Raw genomic sequence first — 13,278 nt, 5'->3', positions numbered from 1 at the left:
CGGGCGGTCCGTCGACTTCAGCAGTTGGTCGGTGCGGGCACGCCCGCGAACCGATCGGCCAGATAGTCGAACGCGCGCGGAATGCCTTGCAGCATCGCGCTTGCGTGATCGGCGCCGGGAATCATGTCGAGCAGCACCGGAGTGCCCGCGGCGCAGTAGCGTCCGGAAACCTCGCGCACCAGAACGGGGCTCACCTGATCGGCGGCGCCGTGCCACTGGTAGATCGGCGCCCTCGGCACGCCGGGAAAGGTCTCGAGACTGTTCTCGTGCAGGATCCGCACGGTGGTCTCGTCGGCGTCCATGCCGGTGGTGAACACATCGCCGAAGCTGCGATTCGCGCCCGCCGCGATGATCTCGTCGGTGCAGGCGTTGGCGATCCGCGCGCGCAGCTCCGAACCGCCCGTGTTGAGAATGCGATCCATCACCAACTCGTTCGGATATTCGCGTTCCAGACCCATCGCCGCCGCGAAACCCAAGCCGAACAACGGATTCGGAGTGCCGCCGACCTCGAGGGCGAGTTTGCCGATATTGACCGGCACACCGCCCTGCGCGGCGCCGACGATGGGCAGTTCGGGTGCGTACTCGGGGGCGAGCGCGGCGGCGAATCCGGTGGCCATGCCGCCGCCGGAATAGCCGGCGAGCCCGACCGGACTGCCCGCGAGCCCGGCGGGTTCGAAGCGCTTCGCCGCGCGGATGCCGTCGAGGGTGATGCGGCCGCCGAGCCGGGCCGCGCCGTAGGCGCTCGTCGGGCCGAGGTGGTCGGGCACGGCCAATGCCCAACCGCGCGCGAGCAATACGTTCAGCGCCGGACCCTCCTGCAGTCCGCCGTTGAACAGGGTGTGCGAGGGCGCGCACCGGGTGCCGAGCGAGTTCACGAACGGCTGATACGACACCAGCGGCCGGTTGTCGCCGCCGCCCGATGGCACGAACACGGTGGTGACCGCCGCGATCGGCGCGTTCTGCGAGTCGGTGGTCCGGTAGAGCAGCTGCCACGCGGTGGCGCCGGGGTAGACGGCTGTCGGCATCGCTCTGCTTCGCAGCACGTCGCCGGAGCGGAAATTCGCCAGATCCGGTGGGGCCCAGTAGAAGGCGTCGCTCTCGGGGATCGGATAGATCGGGGCGGCGGTGGCGGGCGCGGCGTTGGTGAGGCACAGCGCCGCCGCCGAGATGGCCGCCGCGGCGAGTCTGCGTAGCGCGCGCAGCGAATCGACAGAACTTATGCGAAAGATTTGCTGAATCCCGGTCTTCGGCGGCAGCTTCCGCTGCGCGCGCCCGGTCGAAACGGTCTGTTCTGCCGCCATAGATCGCTCCCGGCCTGAGTGGTGTGAGGGGGTGGAATGACACATTCGGCGATACCTTCGTGGCATATGTACGTGGATCGGGCGCGCATGTCAACGAACAATCTTGTTCGTGAATGACGGCCGGTCCCGGACGGGATCGGCCGTCGCGGCGACCGATAGAGTCGCAGCGGTGACAGTCGGGGTAGCAGGAGGTCGACACCGTGCGTGAACGTGCTTGTGCCCCGGTCGCGGCGCCCCTTCGAACACCGCCGATCACGGCACGCGACGGCTGCGGAACCCGGTGGCGACACGTTCGAGTGACGCGCCAGGAGCCCAGAACGACGCGGTCGGCGAGGATGATCGCGCGCCGCGCTCGCCGGATCGCGCCCGTGCTCGGAAACCCTGCGGTTGCGCCCACCGGAATGCGGGTAGCCCGGAGACTGCTGCCTCTAGCCTCCGATGGCGAAGCGTCCGTCTCGCTCCTCGTTTTTTCGACCCGGCGCCTCGGGATTCGTAGACTGCTCGAATCCGGTTCGGCGATCGAGGCGCCCGCCGGCCCCGGACGACGGTCGCCGCGGCGGTCGCGGGCGTTCGACACGGCGCGAGGCGGGGGGTGACGCTGTGGATAACCTGGAACGCCTACGGAAGGGGTCTGGCATGCGGGGCGCGAGTACCGGTGTTGTCCCCCCGTGCGCGCATCAGGCTGTGCGCGCGGAGCCCGTGTGCCGGGGTCGAGCGTCGGGCCGAGGAACACCGTCGGCGCGACAGTACCCGACCGATCGGTTCGCAGGCGTGCGTTCCACATCACTTCTTCCGCCAGCGGGTTCGACCGTTAATATTGTCGGTTCGGTATCCGCCACCCTCGAAACCGGTTTCCGCGATGCGCTGAGAACGTGCGGCACACCCGGTTACGAGACGGTCCGGCCGGTCGTCGACGCCCACCGCACGGCGGGCGTCATCGCGATCGGGGTGGCGGCAGGTCCGGCAGCGGTGCGGACATGATCTTGATGACGAGCCGGGCGCAACCGACACGGAAGGGAGGCCCGAGCATGGCCCACGATCGAGCCGGGCGCCCCGCGCGGCCCACCGATCTCGAAGACATCGCCCACTTGGTGACGGCCTACTACAGCCGCATCCCCGACCCGGCCGAGCCCGCGCAACTGGTCTCGTTCGGCACCTCGGGACATCGCGGCTCCAGCCTGGACACCGCGTTCAACGAGGCGCACATCCTCGCGATCACCCAGTCGATCGTGGAATACCGCGCGACGCGCGGCATCACGGGCCCGATCTACCTGGCCCGCGACACCCACGCGCTGTCCGAACCGGCGTGGACCACCGCGCTCGAGGTGCTCGCGGCCAACAACGTCACCACGGTCGTCGACGCCCGCGACCGCTACACGCCGACCCCCGCGCTCAGTCACGCCGTACTGCGCCACAATCGCGGCGGCACCCGCAACCAGGCCGACGGCATCGTGGTCACCCCGTCGCACAACCCGCCGCGCGACGGCGGCTTCAAATACAACCCGCCGCACGGCGGTCCGGCCGACAACAAGGCCACCGACGCCATCGCCGCGCGCGCCAACGAACTGCTGCGCGACGGCCTGTCCGAAGTGAAGCGCACCACACTCGCCAACGCCCTGCGCGACGGCGTGCAGCGCTACGACTACCTCGACCACTACGTCACCGACCTGCCCAATGTGCTGAACCTGGACGCGATCCGGGGCGCGGGCATCCGGCTCGGCGCCGACCCGATGGGCGGCGCGAGCGTCGACTACTGGGAGGAGATCGGCCAGCGTTACGACCTCGAACTCGAGGTCGTCAACCCGTTCGTCGATCCCACCTGGCGATTCATGACCCTCGACAGCGACGGCAAGATCCGCATGGATCCCTCATCGCGGTACGCGATGGCGGCGCTGGTCGCGATCAAGGACGACTACGACATCTCCACCGGCAACGACGCCGACGCCGACCGCCACGGCATCGTCACCCCCGACGGCGGTCTGATGAATCCCAACCACTTCCTCGCCGTCGCGATCGAATACCTGGTCGCGAACCGGATGGGCTGGGACGCGCTCACCAAGATCGGCAAGACCGTCGTCACCTCGTCCATGATCGACCGGGTGGTCGGCGTCCTCGGGCGCGACGTGCACGAGGTACCGGTGGGCTTCAAGTACTTCGTGCCCGGATTGTTCAGCGGCAGCCTCGCGTTCGGCGGTGAGGAGAGCGCGGGCGCGTCCTTCCTTCGCCACGACGGCACCGTGTGGACCACCGACAAGGACGGCATCCTGCTCGCGCTGCTCGCGGCCGAGGTGGCGGCGGTCACGGGACAGAGTCCGTCGGCGCGCTACGTCGAACTCGAACGCCGCTACGGCGCGCCCGCCTACGCCAGGATCGATGCGCCCGCCACGGCGGAACAGAAAGCACTGCTGTCGAAGTTGACCCCTGACATGATCACCACCACCGAGATCGCGGGCGAACCCATCACCTCGGTGCTCACCAGGGCGCGCGGCAACGGCGCGCCGCTGGGCGGGCTCAAGGTCACCACGGAGAACGCGTGGTTCGCGGCGCGGCCGTCGGGCACCGAGGACAAGTACAAGATCTACGCCGAGTCCTTCCACGGCCAGGACCATCTGGCTCGCGTCCAAGCCGCCGCACAGGAACTGGTGGGGCAGGCGCTGGCTGGTGAGTAGACGGTCGGACTCCTCGGGTGGCGCCCGCGCGCTACCCGTCGAGATCTGGGTGCTGATCGCCGCGGCCTTCGTCATCGCCATCGGATTCGGTCTCGTGGCTCCGGTGCTGCCGCAGTTCGCCCGCAGTTTCGGTGTCGGCGTCGCGGCCGCGTCGGCGATCGTGAGCGCGTTCGCCGCCATGCGCCTGTTGTTCGCGCCGGTCAGCGGGCGGTTGGTGCAGCGGATGGGGGAGCGCTGGGTCTACCTGTGCGGTCTGCTCATCGTCGCGGCCTCCACCGGCGCCAGCGCGCTCGCCCAGAGTTACTGGCAGTTGTTGGCGCTGCGCTCGGTCGGCGGCATCGGCTCGACCATGTTCACGGTGTCCTCGATGGCCCTGGTGATCCGCATCTCGCCGCCCGAACACCGCGGCAAGGTGTCGAGTCTGTGGTCGACGAGTTTCCTGATCGGATCGGTGAGCGGGCCGCTGGTGGGCGGCGCGCTGGCCGGGCTCGGATTGCGCGCCCCCTTCGTCATCTACGCGGTCGTCGTGCTCATCGCGACCCTCGTCGTGCATCTCGGCTTGCGCGGATCGAAGCTGGCGGCGCCGGAAGTCTCGGGCGAACTGCGGCTGTTGAGTTTCGGCGAGGCACTCGGCCGTCCGGAATACCGGGCGGTGCTGTGGTCCAACTTCGCCAACGGTGCGGCGGTCTTCGGCGTGCGGATGGCGCTGGTTCCGCTGCTCGTGGTCGAGGTGCTGAAGCAACCGAGCGGTATGGCCGGGGTCGCGTTGACCGCGTTCGCGGCGGGCAATGTCGCCGTACTGTTCTGGGCGGGCGGGCTCTCGGACCGCTTCGGACGCAAACCATTCCTGGTGGCGGGCGCGCTGATCTGCGCGGCGGGCACCGCCGGACTCGGCTACGCGCCGGACCTGACCTGGCTGCTCGGCACCTCGGTGGTCGCGGGCATCGGATCGGGCATGCTCACCCCCACCCAGCAGGCCGCGCTGGCCGACATCATCGGCCCGAAAGCGCGCGGCGGTCCGGTGCTCGCCGGCTTCCAGATGTCGGCCGACCTCGGCACCGTCATCGGACCCGTCGCGATCGGCGCCCTCGCGCAGCACAGTTCCTACGGTGTCGCGCTGCTGGTCACCGGCGGATTGCTGGCGGTCGCCGGGCTGTGGTGGTCGATGGTGCCGGAACCGTTGCGCCGGAAGGTCGCGGTGTTCGAGACGACACCCGATCCCGACGGCACGGCGCCGGTCGCGCGGATCGCGCCGCGCGATGCGGACGAGTTCGCCCGTCGGCCGGAGGAGTCGGAACTCGATGCCGGGGAACGCGAGCGTGGCGCTGCGGAATACGGCCGTGACACCGAGGAGCAAGTCCACGATGCCGTCGAGTTCGACCCGGCCGCCCGTGCACCGGATGGTGCGACCGAGGAGCTCGACTGTGAGTATCCGGTACGGCGGACGGGGCGCTGACCGGCGGCGCGCCGCGAGCGACGACCCGCACGTTCTCATCTGCCACCCCGGGTCTGGATGGTGCGGCCGATGAGCTCGACCGTGGGTTTCGTCGTCAGACGACGAACCGGACAATTCCCACTCGATCATCGAGCCGGGACGGTGCCGTCGGAAGCGCGAACGTTGGGACGCGATGGTCTGGTGGGTGATGCGCGGTGCCGCCGAGATCCGGCCCGCCACACGGCGCAGTGCTGGGGAGAGTCCCTCGGCGCGCAATCCTGGGTGACACGCGGTGATCCGGGCCGACGATGCCGAGGGGTTCGACTCCGTTCGTGACGCGCCGACGTGCCGTTTCCGAATCCTGGCAAACACGCCGTACCTCGCGCGTCCCTCGCTGTGTCGGCACGTCACGGCGGATCCACGCGCCGCCGGACTGCGGATTCCGGCTCACTGAAGACCATCTGACCAGCTCGAACGCGTATCCCGTAGCCGGTTCGCGGCGCTTTCGTGCACATGTCGTAACCATCCGCGGAGCGGACCGCGCGGGATGTTCGGCTGTTCCCCGGCGATAGCGGGCCGCCGCGACATACCATCGAACCCGTTCGGAATGTGCTGTCCCATAGGTCAATTCGATCGCCCATGTGCGGTTGCTTCGTTGTTGGTTCGACCTGCTCGTTCGTGGTGTCCGAGGTCCGCTCGCACCCGTGTTCGCGCAGTCTCCCGGCGCCGATTCCCGAGGTGAGGACTCAGCATGACTGTCGCAATGCCCGTTACGGATTCACCCCGGCGCCGCATCGCCCGCCTTTCGGCCGCGCTACCTGTTCGCCGCCGCCCCGTCTGATCGGACCCGAACACCAAGCCCCGGACCGCGCGGTCCGGGGATCCGCGCTATCCATGCCCGGCAACGAATCCCGTATCTGATCCCGGTCGCGTTCCGACAGGAAGGTGTAGGCCCGATGATCGAGATGACCTCGGCGGCGGATCGCCGTCGAGCCGACGAGATCCTGACCAGTGCCAGGACGCTGTGCGAACCCGCGCTCCGTGCGGCCATCGGGTCGCTGCCCGAACCGCTGCGGACCATGGGCGGCTACCACTTCGGGTGGTGCGATGCCGACGGCGCTTCGACAACGGCGGATTCGGGAAAGGCGCTGCGTCCCGCGCTCACCCTCGGCGCCGCGGTCGCGTGCGGCGCGCCCGCTCGCGCGGCGATCGACGCGGCCGCGGCCACCGAACTCGTGCACAATTTCACACTCCTGCACGACGACGTCATGGACGGCGACCGCAACCGCCGCGGCAGGCCCGCGGTGTGGGCGGTGTGGGGCGTCGCCGACGCCATCCTGCTCGGCGACGCCATGCACGCGCTCGCGGTGCGCACCCTGGTCGGCGGTCTGCCCGCCGCCGTGGCCGCCGCGGCGGTCGCGCACCTCGAACAGACCGTCATCGAGATGTGCCGAGGCCAGCACGAGGACTGCCGACTCGGCGCGAGCGGTCGCGCCGACGTCGACGAATACGGGCGGATGGCGATGGCCAAGACCGGTTCGCTGATGGGGTGCGCGTGCGCGCTCGGCGCGCTGTGCGCCGGTGCGGACACCGCGACCGTCGCGCGTATGACCACCTTCGGCCGCGAACTCGGCATGGCCTTCCAGTTCGTCGACGATGTCATGGGCATCTGGGGCGACCCGAACGTCACCGGCAAACCCGCGGGCGACCTGGCGCGACGCACCATGTCGCTGCCGGTGGTCGCGGCGCTGTCCTCCGACGGCATCGCCGCCTCCGAACTGGCCGCCATGTACGACGCCCGACCGGGCGAGTCCCCGATGGACACCGAACGCGCCGCCGCGCTGGTGGAGTCGGCGGGCGGGCGCCGCCGGACGCTACGCGCGGCGCAAGACCGTGTGGAGGCCGCGATCGCGGCGCTCGCCGATCCGTCGAGCGCGGCAGACCTGGTGGCGTTGGCCCACCTGGTCTCGTGCCGGGACCGGTGAGACGAATGTCGAGAACAGGAGATACCGTGCAGCCCTTCGAACTTCCCGACTTCTACATGCCGTATCCGGCCCGCCTCAACCCGCACGTGGATCGCGCGCGCGCCCACACCAGGCTGTGGGCGACCGAAATGGGTTTCTTCACCGAACAACACGGCAAACACATCTGGGACGAAACCGATCTGGAACGCCACGACTACGGATTGCTGTGCGCCTACACCCATCCCGACTGCGACGGTCGCGAACTCGACCTCATAACCGACTGGTACGTGTGGGTCTTCTATTTCGACGACCATTTCCTCGAACTGTTCAAACGCACACGGGACACGGTGGGCGCTAAGGATTATCTGGATCGGCTGCGCGCCTTCATGCCGCTGAACGACGAGCCGATGCCGGAGCCGACCAATCCGGTCGAACTGGGCCTCGCGGATCTGTGGATCCGCACGGTGCCGACCATGTCGGTGGACTGGCGTCGCCGCTTCGCCGAGACCACCCGCGCCCTGCTGGAGGAATCCCGATGGGAGCTGGCCAATATCAGCGCGGGGCGGATCGCCAATCCGATCGAGTACATCGAAATGCGCAGGCAGGTCGGCGGCGCGCCGTGGTCGGCCAATCTGGTCGAGCACGCGGCGGGCGCCGAAGTGCCCGAACAACTGGCAGCGACCAGGCCGCTGGAAGTGTTGCGCGACACCTTCGCCGACGCCGTGCACCTACGCAACGACCTGTTCTCCTATGAGCGCGAGGTGCGTTCGGAGGGCGAGAACGCCAACGCGGTGCTCGTCATGGAACGTTTCATCGGCTGCGAGACCCAGCGCGCCGCGAATCTGGTCAACGACCTGCTGACCTCGCGCCTGCAACAGTTCGAACACACCGCGCTCACCGAGGTCCCGGTGCTGTTCGCCGAACACGCCGTCGACGTGCCGGAACAGCTCGCCGTCTACGCCTATGCCAAGGGTCTGCAGGACTGGCAGGCGGGCGGTCACGAATGGCATCTGCGGTCGAGCCGCTATATGAACAAGGGCGGCGCGGTAGCGGGTGAAGGTCCGCCGCTGCCGATGGGGCCCGGCGTGACGGTGGCGCGGCTGCCGCGTGCCGAACCGCGCGCCGAGCAGGTGCGCGCACGGAGTTTCGCGCACACCCGATTCGAACCGGTCGGCAGCACTCCGATCCCGGATCTCACTGTGCCATACCAACTTCGACTGAGTCCGCTGCTGGATTCGGCGCGGACCACCCTGCTGGAGTGGGGTTGCGCGATCGGCCTGCACGAACCGGTCCCGCAACTCGGCGGCGCGCCGCTGTGGACGCCGAACGACCTGCGCCAGTTCGATTTCGCGCTCTGCTCGGCGGGTATGGACCCCGACGCCACCGCCGAGGAACTCGACAACTCCGCCGCGTGGCTGGCGTGGGGCACCTACCTCGACGACTACTATCCGCAGGTCTTCGGCCGCCGCCGCGATCTGGCGGGCGCGCAGGCACAGACCAGGCGTTTCCAGCAGTTCATGCCGCTCGACGATTCCGCGACCCCGGTCGCGGTGAACGCGATGGAGCGCGGGCTCGCCGACCTGTGGCGCCGCTCGGCGAGCGATCTCAATGCCGCGCAACGCTATTCGCTCAACACCTCGGTCATGAACCTGGTCGAGGGCTGTCTGTGGGAGGTCGCCAACGACGTGGTCGACCGCATCCCCGATCCCGTCGACTACATCGAAATGCGCCGCCGCACTTTCGGTTCCGACCTCACCAAGACCATGTCGCGACTCTCGCACGGCGACCTCGTTCCACCCGAGGTCTATCGCGCGCAGACCCTGCGCGACCTCGAGAACACCGCCACCGACTACGCCACCCTGCTCAACGACCTGTACTCCTACCAGAAGGAGACCGAATACGAGGGCGACCTGCACAACGGCGTGCGGGTCATGCGCACCTTCTTCGAGTGCGGTCGCGACGAGGCGGTGACCATGGTCAACGACCTGATGACCGCGCGCATCGAGCAGTTCGACCGCATCGCGACCGCCGAACTGCCCGCCCTCTACGACGAATCCGAACTCGATGCCGCGGCGCGGGCCGCCCTGGACCGCAGGGTCGTCGAACTCAGGGACTGGATGGCCGCCATCGCGCACTGGCACGAGCGTTCCGGACGCTACATCGAGGAGGAACTCGACGCCAGATACCGCTTCGGCGCCTCGCACGCCGCGCGACCTTCCCTGACCGACCTGCTGCGCCCGTCCGGTCTCGGCACCGGCGCGGTGCGTATCGACGGCCTTTTCGTTCCCTCCGGTGAAAGTGTGGTGCCGCGATGACCGCCTCCCCGACGACCGTGCTCGCCGACCTCACCTCCATCCGCACCAGGGTCGACGACGCCCTCGCTTCCTTCCTGCGCGCGAAGGCGGGCAGCGGCGCGGCACGGCGACTGCCCGAGGAAGTCGTCACCACACTCGACGGCTTCCTCTTCGGCGGCGGCAAACGCATCCGCCCGGTGCTGTGCGTACTCGGCTGGCTGGCGGGCGGCGGCGACCCCGAGGTGCCTGCCCCGGTGGTGCGGGCCGCGGCGTCGCTGGAACTGTTCCACGCCTCGGTCCTCATCCACGACGACATCATCGACGACAGCGACACCCGCCGCGACCGGCCCACCGTGCACCGCGTCCTCACCGACCTGCACCGCGACCGCCGCGACCCGGAGCGATTCGGCGCGGGCGCGGCCATCGTCCTCGGCGACCTGACCATGGTGTGGGCCGCCGAACTCCTGCACACCGCGCAACTCGCGCACGACCGTCTCGCCGCGGCCCTCGCCGTGCTGGATTCGATGCGCGCCGACGTCATGTACGGCCAGTACCTGGACCTGCTCGCCACCGCATGCCCGACCGACGACCTGGAACGCGCCCTCCAGATCGTCCGCTACAAGACCGTGTCCTACACCTGTGAACGCCCACTGCACCTCGGCGCCGCCCTGGCCGACGCGCCGCCCGAGGTCCGCACCGCCCTCACCGCCTACGCCCGCCCGCTCGGCGAGGCGTTCCAGCTGCGCGACGACCTCCTCGGCGTCTTCGGTGATCCGGCCCACAGCGGCAAATCCAATCTGGACGATCTGCGTGAAGGCAAACACACCGCACTCGTCGCACTCGCGCTCGAACACGCCTCGGAAGCCGAAGCCGCCCGGCTGCGCACCCTGCTCGGCGACCCCGACCTGGACGAACGCGCCGCTCAGGACTGCCGCGAAATCCTCGCCGCCTCCGCCAGGCCACGCGTGGAGGACATGATCGCCGCGCGCTGGGAACTGGCCATCGGCGCATTGCGGCAGCCGCCTTATCCGGCGGAGGTAGCGGGCGCGCTGCGCCGGATCGCCGACGCGGCGGTGCTGCGCACGAGCTGACGCGGTGCTGCGCACGAGCTGAGCGCACCGGACACACCGCCGCCCGGCGACCGGCTCCGCCGCGTTTTCGGGCAAAGTGGTCGGCGTGAGCGAATCCCCGCAGAAGTACACGCCGCGGCCCATGTCCAACACCACCACCTACGCGCTCGGCGGTGTCGCGGTGGTGGTGATCGCGCTGATCGTGATCCTGGTGATGCGCTGGAGCAACGAGGAAGCCGGCGTCCGCAACGACGGTTACGGCGTCGTGCACAACCCCGCGGTCGTCTCGGTCCTCGCCCCCGACGGCGCGATCCTGCTCGGCCGTGTCGACGCCGCGAACACCATCGACCTGTACGAGGATCCGCTGTGCCCGGCCTGCGGCGAGGTCGAGCGCGTCTACGCCCAGGAAATCGCCCAGAAGATCGACGAGGGCGCACTCGCGGTCCGCTACCGCTTCGTGAACTTCCTCGACCCGCGCTCGGCGAGCAAGGACTACTCCACCCGCGCCATCGCCGCCAACGAATGCGTCGCCGAGGCCGGTTCCGGCCCCGTCTACGCGAAATTCCACGAGCTGCTGTTCGTGTCCGACCAGCCCGAGGAGAACGGCGACGACCTCTCCAACCAGCAGTTGGGCGAGCTGGCCCGCAAGGCGGGCGCCTCCGAGGAGGTCGTGCAGTGCGTGGTCTCCGGCGCCGAGGTCGAGGCGGCGAAGGTGCACGCCAAAACGGCATTGGACCAGCTCAACGGCCTGCTCGGCGGTAAGGCCGCGACGCCGTCGGTGTACGACGGGCCGAATCGTCTCGATGTGAACAACGAGAACTGGGTGGTCGAAGTCACCAGCTGAGCCTCTCGACGGGCATCGGTCCACTGACCGGCGCCCGATGACGAGGCTGCGCGTACCTCCCGGGCAGCGGACGTCAGCGGTCCCGGTCCGGGATGTCGTCCTCGGGAGCCAGTCGCGACAGTTGCCGACGCACCGGGACGTGTCCGGCGAGCGGATAACCCAGATCCTCCGCCGTCGGCCGATCTTTCGACGCCATCGTTTCGACCGTCGCGGCCTCGATGCGCCCCGTGAGCGCGGGCGGAACGACCGGCGCCTCGATATCGGTGTGCGGGAACAGATACCGCGCGCCTTCCCGCACGGTCGTGTGCGTCTCACCGGTCGGCGTCGTCCACCGCAGCCGATCCCGCCCCGCGCGGAACACCCGCCACCCGGTTCTGCCCTTGTCCGCCAACGCCTTCAAACGACCGTGCCGCGAGCACAGACTCACCGACCCGCCCGCACCGTGCGCCGATCCGGATTCCGCCGCAGGCATCACACACCCCGGAAATCGGCAGAACCCGTCCACCGCCCGCGTGGAATGCCGCGCCGCCGCTTCCTCTTCCGGCCCGTCCTCCGGAATCGCTTGGAAGCGTGCGTGTTCGGCGAGCAGCCGAGCCAGCGCCGCGTCGATGGGACCGTACCCGGCAAGAAATCCGGGCGCCTCGCGCAACCCGAACAGCGCCTCCGCCGAAATCCCGACCTGTATCAACGCCCGCCGCGGCGCCTCGATCGGCACTCGCGAAACCGGGCAGCGCACACCGCGTTCACACCGACACCGCAGCCGCCCCGACCCGTCCGCCAACGCCACAAGCGCGTCGGCCCGCCGCTGCGCCATGGTCCGCGGATCCCGCGGACACACCTGCAAACTCATCTCCCGCAGCCGCATGGCCACCGTCTGCGCACCGGGCGCGGGCAGCAACCCGTCGAACAACGCCATCCCGTCCTGCACTGCCCTGATCCGCACATCCCGCTCACTCTGCCGACGTTCCCGACGCCGCTGCGCCCCACCGGGATCCACCCGAGCCACCCACCGCCGCGCCGTCTGCCGCAGCCGCCCCGGATCGATCCGCCCCGCCGCCTCGAGCAACCGAGGTTCGAGCACCCCCACCAATTCCTCCGCCAACCCCCGCGTGCAATCCACGATCACCCGCACCTTCGCCAGATCGACCCGCCCCGCCGCGAACGCCGCCCGCACCCGAGGCAACGACTCCTCCAACGCGAGCCCGATATCGATCAAAGCCCCCGCCGTCCCCTCCTCCACCCGCAAAGCCACCGCGACCTCCGCCGCCGCGAACTCACCCGCCCGCACCCCGTCGGGCCCCGGTTCCACACTCTCGGCCCGCCGCCGCCGATACAACTCCCGAACGGCGAACACCTCCGCCGCCTGCGCCACGGCCACCGCCCCCTGCGCCGTCCGAAGGGCGTCGATCAGCCCCGCATCACTCATGGCCCCGAAGTCCATGGAGGAGATCCGATTGTCTTCGAACATATGTTCGATATTAGCGTTAGCTTTCCCCTCCGCCAACCCCGTACCCAGTCGATTTGGTCGCAGCCCGACAGGTGGTGTAACTTTCTTCAGGCGCGAGGGAAACCAAACGCAAACAACCAGGGGCTATGGCGCAGCTGGTAGCGCACCACACTGGCAGTGTGGGGGTCAGGGGTTCGAGTCCCCTTAGCTCCACCATGACGGCCTTACTCGAAACCGTGACCGGAAAAACACCG

Annotated in this window: 8 protein-coding genes and 1 tRNA gene; 7 read left to right on the top strand and 2 right to left on the bottom strand. The window is 69.2% G+C overall.

The window, feature by feature from the left end:
- Positions 1-17: 17 nt before the first annotated feature.
- Complete coding sequence (locus tag IT779_RS04610; RefSeq protein WP_196147934.1) at positions 18-1,301, bottom strand: lipase family protein; 1,284 nt, start codon at positions 1,299-1,301, stop codon at positions 18-20.
- 1,028 nt (positions 1,302-2,329) lie between these two features.
- Between IT779_RS04610 and pgm the strand changes: the two genes are divergently transcribed.
- The 6 genes from pgm (at position 2,330) to IT779_RS04580 (ending at position 11,577) form a co-directional block, all read left to right on the top strand.
- On the top strand, positions 2,330-3,970 hold the full coding sequence (gene pgm / locus IT779_RS04605) for a phosphoglucomutase (alpha-D-glucose-1,6-bisphosphate-dependent) (protein ID WP_196147933.1): 1,641 nt from the start codon (positions 2,330-2,332) through the stop codon (positions 3,968-3,970).
- Positions 3,963-5,426 (top strand): MFS transporter, encoded by a 1,464-nt coding sequence (locus IT779_RS04600; RefSeq protein ID WP_196147932.1) that lies wholly within the window; start codon positions 3,963-3,965, stop codon positions 5,424-5,426. Before pgm ends, IT779_RS04600 begins: the two co-directional genes overlap by 8 nt.
- Before the next feature lie 935 nt (positions 5,427-6,361).
- Positions 6,362-7,390 (top strand): polyprenyl synthetase family protein, encoded by a 1,029-nt coding sequence (locus tag IT779_RS04595; protein ID WP_196147931.1) that lies wholly within the window; start codon positions 6,362-6,364, stop codon positions 7,388-7,390.
- Positions 7,391-7,395: 5 nt separating this feature from the next.
- Entirely contained in the window at positions 7,396-9,684 is a 2,289-nt protein-coding gene (locus IT779_RS04590; protein WP_198428194.1) for a terpene synthase family protein, read from the top strand.
- Entirely contained in the window at positions 9,681-10,754 is a 1,074-nt protein-coding gene (locus tag IT779_RS04585; protein ID WP_196147930.1) for a polyprenyl synthetase family protein, read from the top strand. Before IT779_RS04590 ends, IT779_RS04585 begins: the two co-directional genes overlap by 4 nt.
- A gap of 121 nt (positions 10,755-10,875) precedes the next feature.
- Positions 10,876-11,577 carry a DsbA family protein gene (locus tag IT779_RS04580; protein ID WP_196148493.1) on the top strand — a complete coding sequence of 234 codons (702 nt, stop codon included), beginning with the start codon at positions 10,876-10,878 and terminating at the stop codon, positions 11,575-11,577.
- 73 nt (positions 11,578-11,650) lie between these two features.
- Here IT779_RS04580 and IT779_RS04575 read toward each other — a convergent pair whose 3' ends face one another.
- The gene (locus IT779_RS04575; protein ID WP_196147929.1) at positions 11,651-13,045 is read right to left on the bottom strand and encodes a DUF222 domain-containing protein; all 1,395 of its coding nucleotides are present in this window, start codon (positions 13,043-13,045) and stop codon (positions 11,651-11,653) included.
- Between the two features lie 119 nt (positions 13,046-13,164).
- Between IT779_RS04575 and IT779_RS04570 the strand changes: the two genes are divergently transcribed.
- A tRNA-Ala gene (locus IT779_RS04570) sits at positions 13,165-13,240 on the top strand.
- The last annotated feature ends 38 nt before the right edge of the window (positions 13,241-13,278 follow it).

This window comes from Nocardia bovistercoris (assembly GCF_015674855.1).
Taxonomy (GTDB): Bacteria; Actinomycetota; Actinomycetes; order Mycobacteriales; family Mycobacteriaceae; genus Nocardia; species Nocardia bovistercoris.
The sequence above is the reverse complement of the archived record's forward strand: the minus strand, read 5'-3'. Positions and strand labels throughout refer to the sequence as shown.